The organism is Pyxidicoccus xibeiensis, from assembly GCF_024198175.1.
In the GTDB taxonomy this organism is placed as follows: domain Bacteria; phylum Myxococcota; class Myxococcia; order Myxococcales; family Myxococcaceae; genus Myxococcus; species Myxococcus xibeiensis.
Genome location: NZ_JAJVKV010000005.1, coordinates 762035 through 782589, shown reverse-complemented (window position 1 = coordinate 782589; position 20555 = coordinate 762035). Strand labels below are relative to the sequence as shown.

The window sequence follows — 20555 nt, the reverse complement described above, 5'->3', positions numbered from 1 at the left end:
CAACCGCAACGCGGTGTCATACCGAGCGCAGCGCGGGGAGTACGTGCTGCGCGAACGCCTCGATGAAGGCGTCCTGCCCGCGGTTGACGTTGTGCAGGTACAGGCGGCTGAACCCGAGCCGCACGTCCTCCGCCAGCCAGTCCACGTGACGCTGGAGGCTGGAGGACACCCGCACATGGCCCTCCAGGTCCTTCGGTTGCACCGTGCGCGCCATCTCCTCGAACTGCGCGGGACGCCGCAGGTCCGTCAGCACGGAGCTGGCGAAGATGTTGGTGCCCCACTGCTCCATGGCGCCCTGGAGCGCCACCGCCTCTTCCGGCGCCCACGACAGCTGCACCTTGAGGAACATGGGCTTGCCCTCGCCGCCCCCGCGCCGGAAGGCGTCCACCATCTTCCGCAGCTCCTCCGGCGGCTTGCTCACGGTGATGAGCGCGTCCGCCCAGCTGCCCACCCACTCCGCCGTCTGGGGGGTAATCGCCGCGCCCACCAGCATGGGCGGCGTCGCCGGGCGGGAGTAGAGCTTCGCCTCCTCCACGCGGACGAGCCCCCGGTGCGTCACCGTCTCGCCCCGGAAGAGCGCGCGCATCACGTCCACGCACTCGCGCAGCCGGGCGTTGCGCAGGTCCTTCGGCGGCCACGTGTCGCCGGTGATGCCCTCGTTGACGAGCTGCCCGCTGCCCAGCGCCGCCCAGGCGCGTCCGGGGAACATCTCCGCGAGCGTGCCCAGCGCCTGCGCGATGATGGCCGGGTGGTAGCGCTGGCCCGGGGCGTTCACCACGCCCACGCTGGTCAGCTTCGTGGTGGCCAGCGCCGCGCCCATCCAGCTCCAGGCGAAGCCGCTGTGCCCCTGCGCTTCGTTCCAGGGGTGGAAGTGGTCCGAGTTGAGCGCCGCCGTGAAGCCAGCCGCGTCCGCCTTCTGCGCCAGGCGCAGCAGCTCGCTGGGAGGAAACTGTTCGTGGGAGGCGTGGTAGCCGAGGGTGAGCATGCGGCCGCGCACGTTGGGCCCCCTCCCCCGCCTCCGCGAGCCTCCCGTGCACCGGAGTGTCCGCTGATGGAAGGCGTGGCCCCCCGGTTGTGCGCTGGCGCACGCACCATGCAGGTCACCCTGACGACTTCCGCGCGCAAGCCCCACCCTTGGGCCCAGGGAGACGGAATGATTCAGGACCTCTGGTACAAGAACGCGGTCGTGTACTGCCTGGACGTCGAGACGTTCATGGACGGCAACGGCGACGGCGTGGGCGACTTCATCGGGCTCCAGCGGCGGCTGGACTACCTGGCGGGCCTGGGCGTCACCTGTCTGTGGCTGATGCCCTTCCAGCCCACGCCCAACCGCGACAACGGCTACGACATCACCGACCACTACGGCGTGGACCCGCGGCTGGGCTCACCGGGCGACTTCGTGGAGTTCACCCACCACGCGAAGCAGCGCGGCATGCGCGTCATCATCGACCTGGTGGTCAACCACACCAGTGACAAGCACCCGTGGTTCCAGTCCGCGCGAAAGGACCCGGACAGCCCCTTCCGCGACTTCTACGTCTGGGCGGACAAGAAGCCGAAGGACGCGCACAAGGGCATGGTGTTCCCCGGCTCGCAGGACTCGACGTGGACGTATGACCGCGAGGCGAAGGGCTGGTACTTCCACCGCTTCTTCCCCTTCCAGCCGGAGCTCAACGTCGCCAACCCCAAGGTGCGCGAGGAGCTGCTCAAGGTGATGGGCTACTGGCTGGAGCTGGGCGTGTCCGGCTTCCGCGTGGACGCGGTGCCCTTCCTCGTGGAGCTCAAGGGCGTGAAGGGCCACGGCATCGAGGACCCGTACCAGCTGCTGACAGAGATGCGGGAGTTCCTCACGTGGCGCACCGGCGACGCCATCCTCCTGGCGGAGGCCAACGTCACCATGGACGAGGTGATGAACTTCTACGGCACGGACGGGGACCGCATGCAGATGGTCTTCAACTTCGCCGCCAACCAGAACCTCTTCCTGTCGCTGGTGACGGAGGACGCCACGCCGCTGGCGGAGTCGCTGGCCTCCGCGCCGGACCTGCCCCACACCGCGCAGTGGGCCAACTTCCTGCGCAACCACGACGAGCTGGACCTGGGGCGGCTGCCCGCCGCCGGGCGCAAGCGCGTGTTCGCCGAGCTGGGCCCGGAGCCGAAGATGCAGCTCTATGGCCGAGGCTTGAGGCGGCGCCTGGCGCCCATGCTCTCCGGAGACCGCCGCCGGCTGGAGCTGGCCTTCAGCCTGATGCTGTCACTGCCGGGCACGCCGGTGCTCTGGTACGGGGACGAGCTGGGCATGGGCGAGGACCTGTCCCTCTTCGAACGCCAGAGCGTGCGCACGCCCATGCAGTGGTCGGCGGAGCCCCACGGCGGCTTCACCCGCTCGGCCGAGCCCTTCCGGCCCGTGGTGGCGGAGGCGCCCTACGGCTACCGCCAGGTGAACGTGGAGCAGCAGCGCAGGGACCCGGCCTCGCTGCTCAACTGGATGGAGCGCATGGTGCGCATGCGCAAGGAGTGCCCCGAGCTGGGCTGGGGCGAGTGGAAGGTGCTGCGGGTGAAGCCGGAGAACGTGCTCGCGCTGCGCTACGACTGGAAGGGCGAGACGCTGGTGACGCTGCACAACCTCTCCGGCAAGGCGTGCGAGGTGAGCTTCTCCCCGGGAGGGCCTCCGGCGCGGCTCGTCCACGCGCTGTCGGAAGCACACTCCGCGCCCGGCAAGGGCGGCAGGCACCGCGTGACGCTGGAGGGGTACGGGTACCGGTGGTTCCGGGTGGAGCCCCTGGAGGCCGGGGACGAGGAGGGCTGAGGCGCCACTCAGGCCTTCCGCAGCACCCGGCCCGACGTGGGTGGCAGGGGCCCGAGCTGGAGCCGCCCACCGCGCAGCGGGAAGCGCCGCGAGGGCTCCAGCAGGTCCACCCACTCGCCGTCCGGCGCGCCCGGCATGGGCAGGTCCACCCCGTCCGACGGCTTGTCCGCGAGGTTGACCGCTACGACGAGGGCGTCGGCACCCAGCTCGCGCGCGTAGGCGAGCTGCTCGTTGCGGACGAGCAGCTCCCGGTAGTGCCCGCGCCTGAGCGGCTCGTGCTGGTGGCGGAGCGAGATGAAGCGGGAGAGGGCCGCGCGCAGGCCCGGTGGATTGTCGGGCGGGCCCGGCGGCGCTGGCAGCGGCGGCCGGAGCGGCCGGTCATTCCCGCCCTCCTTGCGTCCCTGCTTGCCCCACTCGCCGCCGTAGTACAGCGACGGCGCGCCCGGCAGCGTGAAGAGGAGCAGGTAGAGCAGCGGGAGGTGCCGCAGGTCCTTGAGGAGGCTCGCGACGCGGTTCACGTCGTGGTTGTCCGCGAAGGTGTAGAGGGTGAGCCCCTCGTACATGCCCTCGCCCTGCGCCACCTGCCGCTTCAGCGTGTGGGCCAGCTCGAAGTAGTTCCTGTCGTTGTGGCTGGACCAGAGCGCCTTCCACAGCGCGTAGTCCGTGGTGGCGTGCAGCCGCCCCGGCCGGGCCCAGTTGCGGTAGTCGCCGTGGATGACCTCGCCCATCAGCCACAGGGGCTTGTCCAGGCCCCGGCAGAAGGCGTGGAGCCCGTCGAAGAAGTCCAGGTCCATGTCGTCCGCGGCGTCCAGCCGCAGGCCGTCGATGCCGTAGCGCGCCACCCAGTGGGCCACCGCGTCGAAGAGGTGCCGGCGCACCGCGTCCTGGCGCAGGTCCAGCTTCACCAGCTCCTCCACCCCGCGCCACCCCTGGTAGACGAACGGGTCGCCGAAGCGGTTGCGCCCGTCGAAGCGCAGGCCGGAGAACCAGCTCCGGTACGGCGACGCCTGCCCCTTCTCCCTCACGTCGCGGAAGGCCCAGAAGCCCCGCCCCACGTGGTGGAAGACGGCATCCACCACCAGCTTCATCCCCCGCGCATGCAGCCCGTCCGCCAGCCGGGCAAGCGCCGCGTCGTCGCCGAGGCGCCGGTCCACGTGGAAGTAGTCCGCCGTGTCGTAGCCGTGGGTGGACGACTCGAAGACGGGGCCCAGGTAGACGGCGTTCACCCCCAGCGCGGCCCAGTGGTCGAGCCATGGCAGGAGGCCGTCCAGCCTCGCGACTGGCGCACCGTGGAAGTCATTGGTGGCGGGGGCGTCGCAGGCGCCCAGCGGGTACACGTGGAGGAAGACGGCGTCGTGTATCCAGGCGGGGGCTGCGAGCGGAGTCTCGGTAGGCATTACAGCCATGGGTGTGCACCCCGGGTACGGACCTCAACGCCGTGCGTCGAGGTGTGCTCTATTGCCCGCCGTTCCCCCCACGGACAGGAGACCGCCTGGTGAAATCGCTTGCCCTGCTTGCCGCCCTCTTCGCCTGTGTCGCCGCGCCCGGCGGTACCGCGCTCGCGGCGGACGCGCCCTCGCCCGTCCTGGGCGGCATCGACGCGCTCTACCCGGAGTTGGACGCGCTCTACCGGGACCTGCACCAGACGCCCGAGCTGTCACTCCAGGAGGAGAAGACGGCGGCGAAGCTGGCCGAGCGCCTGAAGAAGCTGGGCTACGAGGTGACGACGAAGGTGGGCGGACACGGCGTGGTGGCGCTCATGCGCAACGGCACGGGCCCCACGGTGATGCTGCGCACGGACCTGGACGCGCTGCCCGTGGAGGAGAAGACGGGCCTGCCCTACGCCAGCAAGGTGAAGGTGAAGGACGCCACGGGCGCCACGGTGTCGGTGATGCACGCGTGCGGGCACGACGTGCACATGACGACGTGGCTGGGCACCGCCACGCTGCTGGCGAAGTCGAAGGACCGGTGGCGTGGCACGGTGATGCTGGTGGGCCAGCCGGCCGAGGAGCTCGGCGCGGGCGCCCGGGCCATGCTGGCCGATGGCCTCTTCAAGCGCTTCGGCAAGCCGGACTTCGCAGTGGCCCAGCACACCGTGGCCACCGCCGCGGCGGGCACGGTGCAGTTCACCCCCGGCTACTCGATGGCGAGCGTGGACTCCATCGACGTCACGCTCTACGGGAAGGGCGGGCACGGCGCCTACCCGCACACCACGGTGGACCCGGTGGTGATGGCGGCGCGCACCATCCTCTCCTTCCAGATGCTCGTCAGCCGAGAGAAGAGCCCGCTGGAGCCGGCGGTGCTGACGGTGGGCTCCATCCACGGCGGCACGAAGCACAACATCATCCCGGACGAGGTGCGCCTGCAGCTCACGCTGCGCACGTACAAGCCGGAGGTGCGCAAGGCGCTGATTGCCGGCATCGAGCGCGTGGCGAAGGCCGAGGCCCAGGCCTCCGGCGCGCCCCGCCCGCCCGACATCTCCGTCACCGAGGGCACGCCCGCGACGTTCAATGACCCCGAGCTGACGAAGCGGCTGGTGGCAGCGGTGGGGCGGGTGCTCGGCGAGAAGAACCTCAGCGAGGCCCCGCCCGTCATGGGCGGCGAGGACTTCTCCGAGTACGGCCGCGCGGGCGTCCCCGCGGTGATGCTGTGGCTGGGCATCACCGAGCCGAAGCGCTTCGCCCAGGCGAAGGCTGCGGGCGAGACGCTGCCCTCGGCGCACTCGCCTCTCTACGCGCCGGACCGGGAGCGCACGCTGCGCACCGGCGTCACCACGCTGACCACCGCCGCGCTGGAGCTCCTGGGCAAGCCCTGACGTCAGGGCTTCCGCGCGACGAGGCGCAGGCCCACCGGCTTCAGCACGCCGGAGGCCACGTCTCGCCGCTCGGCTTCGAAGAGCTGGGCCGACAGCGACTCCATCAGCTGGATGTCCCCGCCCACCGCCTCCGCCACACCCGCGACGAGGTACCGGTACAGGTAGGGACCTTCGCGTGCGTCGAGCAGCTCCAGCCGCCGGCCCACTTCCTCCCGCATGCGCCGGCCCTCCGAGAGCGGCTCATGCTCATGCGCGTGCCGCCAGCGCTCCAGCGGGTCCATGGAGGCGTCGCCGGTGATTCGCTCGGGCGGGTAGCGGCCCGCGGCGGCCAGCAGCTCCTGCACGCCGTAGTACCAGCGCGCGGTGGTGGCATCCGGCGCCTCCAGCGCGAACTCCTCGACGAGGAGCAGCCCGCCGGGCACCAGCAGCCGGCGCGCCTGCTCCACCGCGTCGGCCAGCGGACTGAGGTGGTGCAGCGACGTCACGAAGAGGATGGCGTCGAACGGCTCCGACTCGAATGTGAGGAAGCCCTCCTCGTGCCAGGTGAGCCCCGGCACGGGGGCGGGCGCCATGGGCAGCTTCACGTCCAGGGCCGTCACCTCATGGCCCGCCCATGCGAGCGCCTGGGCCAGCTCGCCCTGCCCGCAGCCCACGTCGAGGACGCGGCGGCGCCCCTGGAGCAGGGGCTCGAGGAAGGCCCGCGTCTCCCCCAGCGCCCGGGTCGCTGACAGCGGCACTCCGTGCTTGTGGTACTGCATCCGCATGACTCCCTCTCGCTTCAGCTGAAGGCCTGGAGGCCCGTCTGCGCGCGCCCGAGGATGAGCGCGTGTACGTCGTGCGTGCCCTCGTAGGTGTTCACCGCCTCCAGGTTCATCACGTGGCGGATGACGTGGTACTCGTCCGCGATGCCGTTGCCGCCCAGCATGTCCCGGGCGGTGCGCGCGATGTCGAGCGCCTTGCCGCAGTTGTTGCGCTTGAGCAGGGAGATGGCCTCCGGCGCGGCCCGCTCCGCATCCTTCAGCCGTCCCAGGCGCAGCACCGCCGTCAGCCCCAGGGTGATTTCCGTCTGCATGTCCGCCAGCTTCTTCTGGATGAGCTGCGTGGCCGCCAGCGGCCGGCCGAACATCATCCGCTCCAGCGTGTACGTGCGCGCCGTGTGCCAGCAGAACTCCGCCGCGCCCATGGCGCCCCAGCAGATGCCGTAGCGCGCGTTGTTCAGGCACCCGAACGGGCCCTTCAGCCCCTTCACACCCGCGAGCAGATGCTCCTCGGGGACGAACACGTCATCCATGGCGATGCCGCCCGTCACCGAGGCGCGCAGCGAGAACTTGCCTTCAATCTTCGGCGCGCTGAGCCCCTTCATGCCCTTCTCCAGCACGAAGCCGCGAATCTCGTCTTGCTCGTCCTTCGCCCAGACGACGAAGACGTCCGCGATGGGGGAGTTGGTAATCCACTGCTTGGTGCCGGAGAGGCGGTAGCCCCCAGGGGCCTTCACCGCCCTGCTCCGCATGGAGCCGGGGTCCGAGCCCGCATCGGGCTCCGTCAGGCCGAAGCAGCCGACGAGCTCTCCCTTCGCCAGGCCCGGCAGGTACTTGCGCCGCTGCGCCTCCGAGCCGTACGCGAAGATGGGGTACATGACGAGCGAGGACTGCACGCTCATCGCCGAGCGGTATCCCGAGTCCACGCGCTCCACCTCGCGCGCGAGCAGCCCGTAGCTCACGTACGACGCCCCCGCGCCCCCGTACTCGGCGGGTAGCGTCGCGCCCAGCAGGCCGAGACTCCCCATCTCGTTCATGATCTCCCGGTGGAAGACCTCGTGCCGGTTCGCCTCCAGCACGCGCGGCATCAGCTGCTCCTGGCAGTACGCGCGGGCGCTGTCGCGCAGCAGCCGCTCCTCCTCCCGCAGCTCCTCGTCCAGCAGGAGCGGGTCTTCCCATTGGAATGGGGTTCGCTGGCTCATCCGCCGAGCGTAACCCGCCACCGCAACCGGCTCCCCTGGTGGGACCCCGCGTCACGGGACTGTGAAACCCAGGACATCGGACCGCTCGAACTTACAGTCCGAGTGAATTTGACTCTACTCACTGTAGAACTGTAAACAGTAAATCTTGTAGGTCCCGCGAGAGGATTTATTCCGTGTTCAACAGCAGACGCGCGACGAAGGCCCTGATGGGCACCGCGCTGTGGCTTGTCAGTGGTTGCCAGAGCTCCTCCTTCATCAGCCACGAGGCACGAGTCGAGAGCGGTGCTTCCGTCCCCCTCGAGCTGCATGCGAGGTTCGGCTCGGGTGCGTCCTCGTCGCTGGACGGACAGATGGTGGCCTGCGTGGCCCTGCCCACGGGCTGGAGCGCGCCGAGCGGCAGCTACTCCTTCAACGGTGGCAGCAGCGCCGAGGGACGTGCGGCCGCGGAGGTCGCCACGGAGGCCCAGGCTGCCCACGCGGTGGAGGGCGCCGCGTGGCACTGCCTCACGTCGGACCGCGTCACCATCGAGGGCCAGACGGCGTCCACCGCGAAGGCCTCGCTGTCGCTGAGCGTTCCCGCCGTGGCCCAGGGCGCGTACCGCCTGGCGTACGCCACGGGCTTCCGCGCGGTGGAGCCGGGCGAGGGCGAGCCCACCTACGCCGGCACGAAGTTCTCCGGGCGGCTGGAGCGCGTGCTCCACGTCAACGTGGCCGCGGCCACGACGTTCGACGTCTGGGCGGCCTCGTCCTACGGCACCGACGGCTCCGATTCCCTCGCGTCGCGCGTGTGGTACGGCAACGGCGGCTTCCTGGCGCTGTCGGGTGAGACGTCCCTGCTGAGCTCGACGGACGGCCGTGAGTGGAGTCGCATCACGCCGGTGCGCGAGGGCACCGAGGACAGCCTCTCCATCAACCACCTGGCCTTCGCCCACGAGAAGTGGTTCGGCATCTCGGGCGGCGGCATCTTCTCCTCGGCGGATGGCGGTCACACCTGGGCCGCCGTCTACAGCGACCCGGTGGCCGAGGGCGCCGAGACGGGCCGCGAGTTCGTGGCGCTGGCCGCCAACGGCACGCGCCTGGTGGCCACGGGCCACGCGGGCCTCATCGCCGTCTCCGCCAACGGCACCGAGTGGACTGACCAGACCGCGAACCGCGCGTACACCTTCTCGCGCGTGGTCGCCGCGCAGGACACGTTCATCGCCGTGGGCACGCCGGAGGACGCGGAGGCCACCACGGGCGACATCCTGGTGCGCGCGAACGCGGAGGGCTCCGGCTGGGACGTGCTGGAGTCGGCCGCGCTGGCGGGCCGCGAGGTTCCCCAACTGGTCGCCGGCAACGGCCGCCTGATGGCCTTCACCTGGAAGGAGAGCGGCGAGACGCCTTCCACCGAGTCGCCGGGCAGCCTCTTCCTGTCCAGGGACCGGGGCACGAGCTGGACGAAGGTGGAGGGAATGACCGCCGTGGGCACGGCCGTCGCTCCGGAGTCCATCCTGCTGACGTTCGTGGACCGCACCTTCGTGGTCGCCACGACGCTGGCCCGCCTCGACACCCTGGAGACGCTGAACCCGCTCGAGCTGCAGGCCTCGCCGGATGGCATCACCTGGACGTCGCACGCCACCGGCGCCGCGGGAGCCTTCAGCGCCGACTCCTTCGCGACGGGCACCACGACGGTCGTCGGCGTGAGCGAGGAGCTGGCGCTGGTCGCCGAGCGCAAGGCGTGGGCCGGTCCGGAGATCGTCACCGCCGCGCTGCCGTACGCCGTCATCGGCACCGCCTACAGCGTCGAGCTGGAGACGCGCGGCCCCGGCGGGAAGACGGACTTCGTGGTGGAGGGCACGATGCCCGCGGGCCTGAGCCTCGCGGACGGCGTCATCTCCGGCAGCCCCACCGCGGAGGCCTCCGCCGCCCTGACCGTGGTGGCCACGGACGCGCGCGGTGAGCGCGCCGCGCGCCCCTACACGCTCGACGTGGTGCGGGCGCTGGCCATCTCGGGCGGCGGCCCGACGACCATCGTCCCGAAGGGCGCTGGCTTCGAGGCGCGCCTCACCGCCGACGGTGGCCGCGCGCCGTACACGTGGAGCCACACGGGCGCGGTGGCCCCGGGCACGACGCTGCAGCAGGAGGGCGCCGCCTACGTGCTCTCCGGCACGCTGACCGCCACCGGCACCTTCGCCTACACCGCGTCGGTGGTGGATGCGCTGGGGCAGAAGTCGACGCGGTCCGTGTCCATCCGGGTCGTCCCGGGGGCCGTCCCGGAAGTCGTCCCCGAGGAGACCGACTCGCAGAGCTGCGGCGGCTGCAGCGGCACCGGTGGCGCGGGCTTCCAGGCGCTGGGCCTCGCCGCCCTCGCCCTGCTGCGCCGCTCGCGCCGGAAGAAGTAGTCCGGACGACGTCGCTGTGAAAGCGCCCTGCTGCCCGTGAGGGTGGCAGGGCGCTTTCTCTTGTAGAACGGCGGCATGATTGGAACGTCCTCCGCCCGCTCCTCCGTCCCACGGCTGCTGCTCGTCGCGTGCTGTGGCCTGCTCGCCTGCGCGCGGCAGGTTCCCGCCTCCGCGCCTCCCGAGCCGACCGGAAGCCCCCAGGCCACCACCGCCCGGAAGGAGTCCTTCCCGGAGCTGGTGGATGCCATCTTCGACGCGGCCTTCGCCTTCGCGCCCTCCAATGGCACCGCGTACGGCCTGCACGCGTACGACGCCCGGCTGGAGGACCTGAGCCGCCCGCGCATCGAGGCACGCATCCGCGAGCTGGAGACGCTGCTGGCCCGCCTGCGCGCGGTGGACCGCGCGTCACTCTCCTTCGACGAGGCCGTCGACGCCGAGGCGCTGGAGCACCAGCTGCTGTCGGACCATCACGAGCTGAGCGTGACGCGGAGCTGGGAGAAGAACCCCATGCTCTACGCCGGGCTGCCGGGCGGCGCGGTGGACGGGCTGATGAAGCGCGACTTCGCCCCGAAGGCGGAGCGGCTGCGCTCGGTCATCGCGCGCCTGAAGGCGGTGCCCGCCGTGTTCGCCGCCGGCAAGGCCAACGTCCAGGAGCCGCCCCGCGAGTTCACCGACCTGGCCCTGCGCATGTCGAAGGGCTCGGTGGGCTTCTTCGAGGGCTCGGTGGCGCAGTGGGCGAAGGACGCGGCGGGCGGTGACGCCGCGCTGCTGGCCGAGTTCGCCCAGGCCAACGCCCAGGCCGTGGCGGCGGTGAAGGACTTCACGCGCTGGCTGGAGCAGGACCTGCTGCCCCGCTCCACCGGCAGGTATGCGCTGGGTGAGGAGCGCTTCCTCACCAAGCTCCGCTACGAGGAGATGATCGACCTGCCGCTGCCGGAGCTGCTCGCGCGGGGCGAGGCGAACCTCGAGAAGGACTACCAGGAGTTCGTCGCCACCGCGAAGCGCATCAACCCCAGGCTCACACCCGCGCAGGTGATGGCCTCGCTGGAGGAGGACCACCCCACCGCGGAGGGCCTGATTCCGTCCGTGCGCCGCTCGGTGGAGGACGTGCGCCGGTTCCTCGTGGAGAAGGACCTGGTCACCATTCCTTCCGAGGTCCGCCCGCGCGTGGAGGAGACGCCGCCCTACGCGCGCTCGGGAAGCTTCGCGTCCATGGACACGCCGGGGCCGTACGAGACGAAGGCCACCGAGGCCTTCTACTACGTTACGCCGGTGGAGCCCAAGTGGGACGCGAAGCACAAGGAGGAGCACCTGCGCCTCTACAACAAGCCCGTCGTGGAGGTCATCAACATCCACGAGGTGTGGCCCGGCCACTACTTCCAGTTCCTCTACGCGCCGCGCTTCCCCACCAAGGTGCGCAAGCTGGTGAGCGTGGGCAGCAACGCGGAGGGCTGGGCGCACTACACGGAGCAGATGATGCTCGACCAGGGCTACGGCAACGGGGACCCGAAGCTGCGGCTGGCCCAGCTCTCCGAGGCGCTGCTGCGAGACTGCCGCTACGTGACGGGCATCAAGCTGCACACCGCGGGCTGGACGGTGGAGGACGGCGCGCGGCTCTTCCGCGAGAGGTGCTTCCAGCAGCCGTCCACGGCGTACGAGGAGGCCCGCCGTGGCGCGTACAACCCCACGTACCTCTACTACACGTTCGGCAAGCTGGAGGTTCAGCGGCTGGCGCGCGACTACACGGCGAAGGGCGCCAGCCTCAAGCAGTTCCACGACGCCTTCGTGGCCCAGGGCAGCCTGCCCCTGCCGCTCGTGCGCAGGCTGCTGCTGCGCTGAGGGGCGCGGCGGGTCGGGCACAGCCTGTCCGACTGTCCGACAGGTTGGCTGCCTGCCCCTGCCCGGGCGGGCACTCGCACGGTAGCGCGGGAAGCTCCTCGGAGCCTGGAGGCACGGCCATCTTCAAAGGTGGGCCGTGCCTGGAACGGCAACGGAAGGAGCGACCATGCGGAAGCACCTGATGGCGATGGCGGCAATGTGCCTGGGCGCGCTCTGCGTGGCGCAGGCGCAGGACGTGGATGAACAGGCCTCCCAGTCCACCTGGGACGACGGCTCCTCCGTGAGCTACGAATGGCAGCAGCCCGTGCCCGGGGACCTGACGCCGCAGCAGGACTCCGCATGGCAGCAGTCCCTGGCTGGGGACGAATACGCGCTGGAGCAGCCGCTGGCGGGCAGCTACCAGCTCGAACAGCCGCTGGCGGGCAGCTACCAGCTCGAACAGCCGCTCGTCGGCAGCTATCAGCTCCAGCAGCCCATTGCGGGCAGCTACCAGCTCCAGCAGCCCATGGCCGGTAGCTATCAGCTTCGGCAGCCGATGGCCGGCAGCTACCAGCTCCGCCAACCCATGGCGGGCAGCTACCAGCTCCGGCGCCCCATCGGCTCGCGGTAGCCGCGGCGCCAGCCCCGTGCCTCTAACTACGGCTGTGCCAGCAGCGCCGAGAGCTCCGGCACGGTCCGGAACGAGGTCAGCGTCGGGTCGTCGAGCACGGCCTTGCGAGACAGGCCCGCGTCCAACGACTGCCGCAGCTCGCGCACCGCCAGGGCCGTGTCTCCCCGCTTCGCATGGAGGTGGGCCAGCCCTACGAGCACGCGGGGCACCAGCATGTTGCGCGGTCCCACCGCCGCTTCGTAGCCCTGCACGGCCCGCTGGAACAGCGCCTCCGCCTCCGCGTGCGTCTCCGGGGTCTCCGTCAGCACCAGGCCCAGGTTGTACGTCGCGTGCAGCGTCTGCATGTGCTTCGGCCCCAGCACGCGCTCCATCCCGGCGTGCGCCTCGCGCATCAGCGGCGCCGCGCGCGCGGAGTCGCCCGTGCGGCGGTACAGCAGCGCGAGGTTCTGCATGGACACCAGCGTCTCGGGGTGGTCCGGCCCCTGGACCTCCCGCCGCACGCCCAGCACCCGCTGGTTGAGGGCAATCGACTCGTCGTAGCGCCCCAGGCTCTTGTACACGACGGCCAGGTTCGAGGCAGCCGCCAGCGTGTCCGGGTGGCGCTCCCCCAGCTTGCGCTCCCGTGCGTGAAGCACGGTGGTGAAGAGCTCCGCCGACTCCGTGTACCGGCCCGACTGTCCGCGCGACGCCGCCAGGTCGCTGGCCACCGCCAGCGTCCGCACGTCCCCGAGCCCCACCTCCGTCCGCAGCCCCTCGTAGGCCGCCTCCAGCAGGGGCGTCGCCTCCGGCAGCCGCTCCTGGCCGAGGTACACCGCGGCGAGCCCGCTGGTCGCCAACCACACCTCCGGATGCCGGGGCCCCAGCGCCCTTCGCGCGGCCTCCAGCGTCTGCTTGAAGGTGGCCTCGGACTCCTTCAGCCGGCCCAGGCGGCGCTGCACCAGGGCCACCTCGCGCCGCAGCACGAAGGTGTTCTCCAGGTCCTCTCCCAGCAACTGCCGGCTGTCGGCCAGCGCCTGCTCCACCAGAGGCAGCGCCTCCGCGTACAGGCCCAGGTTGAGGTGCGCGCGCCCCAGCGCCTGGAGCAGCCGGGCGCGCGCGGGCGACGGCGTGGGCAGGTCCGCCAGCACGCGCTTCGTGCCCCGGTCCAGCAGTTGCCGCGCCGTGAGCTCCGCGCCCGCGGCACGGGCGTTGGGGTCGGCGGCGCGGAACACCTCGGCCAGCAGCTCCGTCACGCGGTTCGCGGTGGCGGCCTCGGCGTTGGCGCGGTCCCGCTCATGCGCCACCTCGCGCGCCTGCCGCGCCAGCAGCACCGAGGAGAGCGAGAGCACCGCCACCACCAGCGCGACGGCCCCCGTGAAGGCGCGGTGCCGGCGCACGAGCTTGCCCAGGCTGTAGGCCAGCGACGGCGCATGCGCCTCCACGGGCTCGTCCTTCAGGTGCCGCGACAGGTCTCCCGCCAGCGCCGCCGCCGTGGGGTAGCGACGCGAGCGGTCCCGGGCCAGCGCGCGGAGGACAATCCAGTCCACGTCTCCCGACAGGCGACGCGCCAGCGCCCCCACCGAGTCCGCGCCGCAGCGCCGTGCCTGGGCGGCCCCCTCCTCCGAGCCCCGCACCCGCGCGCTCGGCTTGGGTGGGTCCACCTCCCGCAGCCGGGCCTGTACCTCCGCGAGCGCATCTCCCCGCTTGCCGAAGCCATGGGGCGTTGCCCCCGTGAGCAGCTCGTAGAGGATGGCGCCGAGCGCGTACACGTCGGTGCGCGTGTCCACGTCCAGGGGCGTGCCCGCCGCCTGCTCCGGGCTCATGTAGTCCGGCGTGCCCATCATGTGGCCCACGCGCGTGTGCAGGCTCGAGTCCGTGAGCGGGGCGCTCGTCGCCTTGGCGATGCCGAAGTCGATGACCTTGGGCTGGGGCTGGCCGTCCACCTCGGTGACGAGGATGTTGGAGGGCTTCAGGTCACGGTGGATGACGCCCTTGTGGTGTGCGTGCTGCACGGCCGCGCAGACGTCGAGCATCAGCCGCAGGCGCGCCTCCACGCCCAGGCCGGCCTCGTCGCAGTAGCGCGTCAGGGGCACGCCCGGCACGTACTCCATGACGAAGTACGGCCGCCCCGCCTCCGTCGCTCCCGCGTCCAGGATGCGGGCGATGTGCGGATGGGACATCAAGGCCAGCGCCTGGCGCTCGGCATCGAAGCGCGCCAGCACCTCGCGGCTGTCCATGCCGGGCTTCACGACCTTGACGGCCACCAGCCGCCGCACGGGCTGGGACTGGGCTGCGAGGAACACCGTCCCCATGCCACCCTCGCCCAGCCGCTGCAGCAGCTTGTAGCCGCCGAGGAACTCCCGGGGCACGCCCTCCGCGCCGTCCGCCGGAGAGAACGTCGTCGTGACTGCCCGCTCGTGGATGCCCAGCAGCCGCCGCACCCGCTCCACCAGCGCCGAGTCCCCGCCGGAGAGGGCCTGCTGGAGCCGGTCCGCGCGGGCCTCGGGCTCCAGGTCCAGGCACTCCAGGAACAGCTCCTGCTCCCGCTGCTGCGCCGCCGCGCGCTCCTGTTTCATCGGCTCGCCGGACACGGCGGCCCTCCCGTCTTCAGTTGCCCAGACGCTCCAGCAGCCAGGCCCGGGCGTAGGCCCAGTCCCGCTTGACGGTGGCCGGGGAGACCCCCAGCGCCGCCGCCGTCTCGAGGATGCCCAGGCCCGCGAAGTAGCGGAGCTCCAGCATGCGGGCCAGCCTCGGCTGGAAGGTCTCCAGCTCCGACAGCGCCTGCTCCAGCTCCAGCACCTCGATGTCCACGCCGGCCGGGGCCTCCACCTCCACGTCACTGAGGCTCAGCCGCTCCTGCCCCGCGTCGCGCTTCTGCGCCCGGCGCACCCGCGCCCGGTCCACCAGCACCCGGCGCATGGCCTGCGCCGCCGCACCGAAGAAGTGACGCCGGTTCTCGAAGGCCACCCCGCCGCTGGACAGGCGCATCCACGCCTCGTTCACCAGCGCCGTCGGCTGTAGGGTGCTGTGTGAGGCCTCGCTCCGCATGGCCGAGTGGGCCAGCTGCCGAAGCTCCTGGTAGGCCACCGCCATCAGCGCATCGCGCGCGCCCCGGTCTCCCTTGCGCGCGCCGTCCAGCAGCACTGTCAGCTCCGACGTACTCATGGTGCCCTCCGGGGCAGTCGTGCACCGAGACGCGGCCTCGTCTCAATGCCCTCCCATGACCTACGGCTTCGCCGGAAATCCTTGAGTAGGAGGAGCAAAATGGCTTCACGGGGAAACCATTTCTTCGCCCCAAGGTCGGGTAACCCACAGCATCCCACACCCAGCGGGTCAGGTCTGCCCCTCACCCAGGACTCAGCCCGCGGCCTTCCGCGCTCCGGGCCGCCACGTCATCAGCGCGTGCAGGCTCACGTAGAGGCAGGGCACGACGAAGAGCGTAAGGAGGGTGCCCACCCCGAGGCCGAAGAGGGTGACGAGGGCCAGCGGGCGAAGCAGCTCGGTGCCCTCGCCGAAGCCGATGGCGAGCGGCACCAGGCCCAGGGTGGCCAGCAGCGTGGTGATGAGGATGGGACGCAGGCGCATGGGGGCGGCGAGCCGCATGGCCGTCAGCCGTGACATGTCGGGCGACTCCTCCCGGAGCTGGTTGGCCAGCTCCACCAGGATGATGCCGTTGCCGACGATGATGCCCACCAGCAGCACCGCGCCGATGAGGGCGGTGGCCCCCAGCGCCACCCCCGTGAGCACCAGCCCCGCCAGCCCTCCGACGAGGGCCAGGGGGATGGTAAAGAGGATGACGAAGGGGTCGATGAGCGAGTCGTACTGCACCGCCATCACCGTGAGCACCAGGAACACCGCGAGCGCGCCCAGGATGGCCAGCGAGCTCTGCAGCTCCCGGTTGCTCTGGGCGGCGTTGCTCGGCAGCAGCGACACGCCCTGGGGCAGCTTCACGCCGGCGACGATTCGCTCCGTCTCCGCGAGGGCGTCTCCCAGGCTCTCCCCTTCCGCCAGGTCGCCGGCGAGGATGAACACCTCGCGCTGGTTGATGCGCTGGACCTCGCCCGGAGTGGTGCCCTCGGTGACGGTGGCCACCTCGGACAGCCGCACCGGGGCCCGGCCGGAGAAGACGAGCGGGAGCTGCTCGAGCTGGGCCTGCGTGCGCAGCGACTCGGGCGCCAGCCGGACGCGCACGTCCACCAGGCGCTCGCCGCGCTGGAGCTGCGTGGCGATGGAGCCCTCCAGGGCCGTCGCCACCGCCTGGCCGATGTCACCGGAGGACAGCCCGAGCAGCCCCGCGCGCTCGGCGTCCCTGCGGACCTGGATTTCCGACTGCGTGGGGTCCGCGTCCGGGCGGAAGCGCGCCAGCTTCGCGCTGGCGTCGAGCGCCTCCAGCACCTGCCGGCCGGCACGCTGCAGCGCCTCGGTGTCGTCCCCCGTGAGCACCACGTCCACCTCCGCGCGCACCGGGGAGTTGCTGGTGATGAGGCCACGAATCTGCTCCGGCGACAGCCGCAGCCGGATGTCCACGAGGTTGAGCTTCGCCAGCTCCTTGTTCATCCGGGCGACGAACGCCTGCGTGTCCGTGCCCTGCTTCAGGGTGATGGTGGACGAGGCGCGCAGCGGGTTCTCCGACGTCGCATTGCCGAAGAGGAAGCCGCCCACGGTGGAGAAGACGTAGCTCACATCCGGCTGACTCATCAGCAGCGCATCCACCTGCTTCATCAGCCGCTGGCTCTCGCTGACGGGCTGCCCGGGAGGGAACTGGGCGATGAGCCGCGCCTGACCGGTGCCCACGCGAGGGAGGATTTCCGTGGAGAGGAAGGGCAGCATCAGGAGCGCCGCCAGGCCCAGCCCGCCGAAGACACCGGCCAGCACCCACCGCCGGTGCTGGAGCGTGCGCCACAGCAGGGAGGCATAGCGGTCCGTGAGGCGCTCCACCCGGACGGCAAAGGCACGCATCACCTTCAGCCGGGACAGGCCGCTCGTCCGGCGCACCGCGAGCAGCCGCGCCGCGAGGGAGGGCACCACCGTGAGCGCGGTGAGCAGCGACGCGCCCACCGTGAAGAGGACGGTGAGGATGAGCTCGTTGAAGAGCAGCGCCACGAAGCCGCCGATGAGCAGGAACGGCACCACGGCGACGAGGTTGGTGGTGGTGGACGCCACCAGCGCGGACTCCAGCTCCGTGCTGCGCGACTCGGCCAGGGGGACCAGCTCGGACAGGGCCAGGGGCTCCGAGTCCGAGGGGGCTTCCGAGGTGCCCGTGGCCGCGTCCGGCTCCGGCGCCGACTCCGTGGTCGACGCGGGCGCCACCAGCGGCGCTCCCGCGCCCTCGCCCGTCCTCCGCCTGCGCCGCTCGTCCACGCCGCGCACGATGTTCTCCAGCACGACGATGCAGCTGTCCACCGCGCCGATGCCCACGGCCAGCCCGCCCAGGCTGAAGATGTTGAGCGAGGCGCCCGACAGCGCCAGCAGGCAGACCGACAGCAGCGTGCCGAGCGGAATGGCCAGCACCACGAGGAAGGTCTGCCGCAGCGAGCCGAGGAACAGCAGCACCACCGCCGCCGCGAGCGCCGCGCCGGCCAGGCCGGAGAACGCCACGTCCCGGATGGAGCGCTTGATGAAGACGGACTCGTCGAGCGTCGCGGTGAGCACCGCGCCCTCCGGCAGCCGCCCGCTGCCGCGCAGCTCCTCCACCTTCGCCTTCACCGCATCCACCACGTCCACGGTGTTGGCATCCGGCTGCTTCTGCACGCTCACCTTCACCGCCGGCTGGCCGTTGAGGGTGACGAAGACGCGCTCGTCCTCGGTGCCATCGACGATGGTGGCCAGCTCGCCCAGCATCACCCTGCGCTGCTGCGGCGGCGCCGTGGCGAGCACGGGCGTCCCGGCCGCCGCCTGCGGGGCCGGCACCAGGAAGGACACCTTCGCCAGCTCGGACGCCTTGCGGAAGCGTCCCACCGTGCGGACGAGCGACTCGGTGCGCTGGCCCTCCAGCCGGCCGCCCGAGACGTCCTGGTTCTCCGCCTCCAGCGCCTGCAGCACCTCCAGCAGCCCCAGCCCCGAGGCCTGCAGGCGCTGCAGGTCCAGGTTGACCTGCACCTCCTCCACCGCCCCGCCGGACACGTCCACCGACGCCACGCCGGGCACGACCGCCAGCTCGCGCGCCAGCTCCTCGTCCGCGAAGACGCGGAGCGCCTTTCCCGACAGGCCGGGCGAGGTGAGCGCGAACTCCACGACGGGTTGCTGCGACGGGTCCACCTTGAAGAGGCGGGGCTGCTCGATGGTGTCGGGCAGGTTGCCCCGGGCGCGGTTGACCGCGGCGGTGGCGTCATTGAGCGCCTGGTCCACGTCGCCGCCCGGCTGGAAGTACAGGTCCACGCTGACGCGCCCCTCGCGCGTCTGCGAGTACACCTGCACCACGCCCTCCGTCGCCGCGAGCGCCTCCTCCAGCGGGCGGGTGATCTCCTCCACCGCCACCTCGGGCGAGATGCCCGGCGCATCCAGGCGCACGCCGATGCGCGGGTAGGTGATGGACGGCAGCAGGTCCACCGGCATGCGGAGCAGGAAGAAGAACCCGAGCACCACCGCGGTGAGCGCGAGCATCATCGTGCCAATCGGCCGACGCACCGCGAGCGCACTCAACCCACCGCGACGGCCACCGCCCCCCGGTGCTCCGTCGCTCACGTCCCGCCTCCCCGCCCACCGTCACCGGCCGCGCCGCCGTCCTGCCTGCTTCCTCCCGGGCCCGGACCCGCGGGGTCGGACAAGGCACTGGGACGCACCGCCATGCCCGACTGGAGCGGCTTCTCGCCGCGCACCACCACGCGGTCTCCCTCCTTCAGTCCGGAGAGGACCTCCACCTGTCCGTCCGCACGCGCGCCCACGCGGACCTCTCGCGCCACCACGCGGGGCGTGCCGCCATCGCCCGCCTCGACCACGAACACGCGTCCCTGGCCCCCCGCCTCCACTCCCGCGCCACCATCCGCGCCTCCCGGCGGCGCACGGGTTCCCGCAGGCCCCCGCGGCTTGTCCACCAGGAGCGCCGACTCCAGGACGAGCAGCCGCTCCTCGCCGCCGTCATCCAGCTGCACCCGGGCGAGCAGCCCGCTGCCGATGCGCCCGTCGGGGTTCTCCAGCGCCACCTCCACAGGCACCAGCCGGCTCACCGGGTCCGCCTGCGGAGACACGCGCGCAATCCGGCCCGTGAAGACCTTGTCCGGAAACGCGTCGAGCCGCACCGGCACCTGCTTCCCGGGCTCGACTCGCGACAGCTCCAGCTCGGACACGGAGATGGCCACCTCCACGCTGGAGAAGTCCCCCACGCGCAGCACCTCGCCGCCGGGCTGCACCAGGTCACCCGCGGAATGGAGGCGCGCCACCACCAGGCCGTCCAGCGGGGAGCGCAGGGACGCGAAGTCGCGCCGCTGCTGCGCCCCCGACACCAGCGCGCCCTGGGCCTGCACGCGCGAGCCCGCGGCCGCCGCGAGGCTCTCCTGGGCACGCACCTGCTGCGTGGCCGCCTCCACCGCCTGCCTCGCGGTGCGGGCGGTGATTTCACGCTGCTCCGCCTCCTGCCGGCTGGCGATGCCCCGCTCCGCGAGCCGTGCGTAACGCTCCTGCTCCACCTCCGCCTGCTGCAGCGCGAGCCGGGCCTGCTCCAGCGCGCTGCGCGCCTGGACGACGGACGCCTCCGCGCTCGCCGCTTCCGCGCGGGCCCCCGCCACCCCGGACTCCGCCTCGCGGACCTCCGAGTCGAGGAGCGACGTGTCCAGCCGCCCCAGCTCCTGGCCCGAGCGCACGACGTCGCCCACGTCCACCGTCAGAGACTCCAGGTGCCCCTCCACTCGCGCCCGCACCGACACCAGCTCGCGAGGTTGGGTGGTTCCCACCAGGGTGAGCGGGGCATTCAGGCGTCCTCGACGCACCTCCTTCACGTCCACGGCCGGCGCGCGGTCGCCGCCGTCACCCGCTCCGCCGTCTCCGCGTCCGCCCTCTCCGCCCCGGGAGCACGCCCCCAGCACCACGAGCAGGGCGAGCCAGGGGCCCGTGCATGAGCGCCGCTGCGTCACCACGCGCATTCCGCCTCCGCCATCAGCGAAGCCACCTGAGCCTGCACCCGCCCCAGCTCGGACGGGGCGGTCCAGGTGCTCGGCAACGAGCGCTGCCGC

The 20555-nt window shown here is 71.8% G+C and carries 13 protein-coding genes; 5 read left to right on the top strand and 8 right to left on the bottom strand.

Translation table 11 applies throughout. From position 1 onward, the window contains the following. Window positions 1–16 precede the first annotated feature (16 nt). Window positions 17–997, bottom strand: coding sequence for a TIGR03885 family FMN-dependent LLM class oxidoreductase (locus LXT23_RS25675; protein ID WP_253982924.1), 981 nt, complete (start codon window positions 995–997; stop codon window positions 17–19). A 156-nt stretch (window positions 998–1153) separates the two neighbouring features. On the opposite strand from LXT23_RS25675, the gene LXT23_RS25670 reads away from it, so the two are divergent. Continuing rightward, a complete protein-coding gene (locus tag LXT23_RS25670; RefSeq protein WP_253982923.1) occupies window positions 1154–2803 on the top strand; it encodes an alpha-amylase family protein in 1650 nt (549 codons plus the stop codon). A gap of 8 nt (window positions 2804–2811) precedes the next feature. Here LXT23_RS25670 and LXT23_RS25665 read toward each other — a convergent pair whose 3' ends face one another. Beyond that, window positions 2812–4209, bottom strand: a complete 1398-nt coding sequence (locus LXT23_RS25665) for an alpha-amylase family glycosyl hydrolase (protein ID WP_253982922.1) — start codon at window positions 4207–4209, stop codon at window positions 2812–2814. An 89-nt stretch (window positions 4210–4298) separates the two neighbouring features. Between LXT23_RS25665 and LXT23_RS25660 the strand changes: the two genes are divergently transcribed. Beyond that, a complete protein-coding gene (locus LXT23_RS25660) occupies window positions 4299–5618 on the top strand; it encodes an amidohydrolase (RefSeq protein WP_253982921.1) in 1320 nt (439 codons plus the stop codon). A 2-nt stretch (window positions 5619–5620) separates the two neighbouring features. Here the strand turns inward: LXT23_RS25660 and LXT23_RS25655 are convergent, their stop codons facing one another. Beyond that, window positions 5621–6382: a class I SAM-dependent methyltransferase gene (locus LXT23_RS25655; RefSeq protein ID WP_253982920.1), complete on the bottom strand. Its 762-nt coding sequence runs from the start codon at window positions 6380–6382 to the stop codon at window positions 5621–5623. 14 nt (window positions 6383–6396) lie between these two features. Continuing rightward, window positions 6397–7578 carry an acyl-CoA dehydrogenase gene (locus LXT23_RS25650; protein WP_253982919.1) on the bottom strand — a complete coding sequence of 394 codons (1182 nt, stop codon included), beginning with the start codon at window positions 7576–7578 and terminating at the stop codon, window positions 6397–6399. Between the two features lie 173 nt (window positions 7579–7751). Between LXT23_RS25650 and LXT23_RS50415 the strand changes: the two genes are divergently transcribed. The 3 genes from LXT23_RS50415 to LXT23_RS25635 all read left to right on the top strand — a co-directional run bounded on the left by LXT23_RS50415 (window position 7752) and on the right by LXT23_RS25635 (window position 12408). Then, window positions 7752–9959, top strand: a complete 2208-nt coding sequence (locus LXT23_RS50415) for an Ig domain-containing protein (protein WP_253982918.1) — start codon at window positions 7752–7754, stop codon at window positions 9957–9959. Window positions 9960–10034: 75 nt separating this feature from the next. Then, a complete protein-coding gene (locus LXT23_RS25640; RefSeq protein WP_253982917.1) occupies window positions 10035–11798 on the top strand; it encodes a DUF885 domain-containing protein in 1764 nt (587 codons plus the stop codon). 166 nt (window positions 11799–11964) lie between these two features. Further along, window positions 11965–12408: a hypothetical protein gene (locus LXT23_RS25635; RefSeq protein ID WP_253982916.1), complete on the top strand. Its 444-nt coding sequence runs from the start codon at window positions 11965–11967 to the stop codon at window positions 12406–12408. 26 nt (window positions 12409–12434) lie between these two features. On the opposite strand, the gene LXT23_RS25630 is transcribed toward LXT23_RS25635, so the two are convergent. From LXT23_RS25630 to LXT23_RS25615, 4 genes are all read right to left on the bottom strand, one after another. Beyond that, window positions 12435–14978 (bottom strand): serine/threonine-protein kinase, encoded by a 2544-nt coding sequence (locus LXT23_RS25630; RefSeq protein WP_253982915.1) that lies wholly within the window; start codon window positions 14976–14978, stop codon window positions 12435–12437. 16 nt (window positions 14979–14994) lie between these two features. Continuing rightward, complete coding sequence (locus tag LXT23_RS25625; RefSeq protein ID WP_253982914.1) at window positions 14995–15552, bottom strand: sigma-70 family RNA polymerase sigma factor; 558 nt, start codon at window positions 15550–15552, stop codon at window positions 14995–14997. Window positions 15553–15744: 192 nt separating this feature from the next. Further along, window positions 15745–19071 carry an efflux RND transporter permease subunit gene (locus LXT23_RS25620; protein WP_253982913.1) on the bottom strand — a complete coding sequence of 1109 codons (3327 nt, stop codon included), beginning with the start codon at window positions 19069–19071 and terminating at the stop codon, window positions 15745–15747. Beyond that, a complete protein-coding gene (locus tag LXT23_RS25615; RefSeq protein ID WP_253982912.1) occupies window positions 19068–20465 on the bottom strand; it encodes an efflux RND transporter periplasmic adaptor subunit in 1398 nt (465 codons plus the stop codon). Before LXT23_RS25615 ends, LXT23_RS25620 begins: the two co-directional genes overlap by 4 nt. Between the last annotated feature and the right edge of the window lie 90 nt (window positions 20466–20555).

What these genes read in the sequence shown, in the direction of transcription:
- LXT23_RS25670 (WP_253982923.1), top strand. Translation starts at nt 1,154, where the DNA reads ATGATTCAGGACCTCTGGTACAAGAACGCGGTCGTGTACTGCCTGGAC.
- LXT23_RS25665 (WP_253982922.1), bottom strand. Translation starts at nt 4,209, where the DNA reads ATGGCTGTAATGCCTACCGAGACTCCGCTCGCAGCCCCCGCCTGGATA.
- LXT23_RS25655 (WP_253982920.1), bottom strand. Translation starts at nt 6,382, where the DNA reads ATGCGGATGCAGTACCACAAGCACGGAGTGCCGCTGTCAGCGACCCGG.
- LXT23_RS25650 (WP_253982919.1), bottom strand. Translation starts at nt 7,578, where the DNA reads ATGAGCCAGCGAACCCCATTCCAATGGGAAGACCCGCTCCTGCTGGAC.
- LXT23_RS25640 (WP_253982917.1), top strand. Translation starts at nt 10,035, where the DNA reads ATGATTGGAACGTCCTCCGCCCGCTCCTCCGTCCCACGGCTGCTGCTC.
- LXT23_RS25635 (WP_253982916.1), top strand. Translation starts at nt 11,965, where the DNA reads ATGCGGAAGCACCTGATGGCGATGGCGGCAATGTGCCTGGGCGCGCTC.
- LXT23_RS25625 (WP_253982914.1), bottom strand. Translation starts at nt 15,552, where the DNA reads ATGAGTACGTCGGAGCTGACAGTGCTGCTGGACGGCGCGCGCAAGGGA.
- LXT23_RS25615 (WP_253982912.1), bottom strand. Translation starts at nt 20,465, where the DNA reads ATGCGCGTGGTGACGCAGCGGCGCTCATGCACGGGCCCCTGGCTCGCC.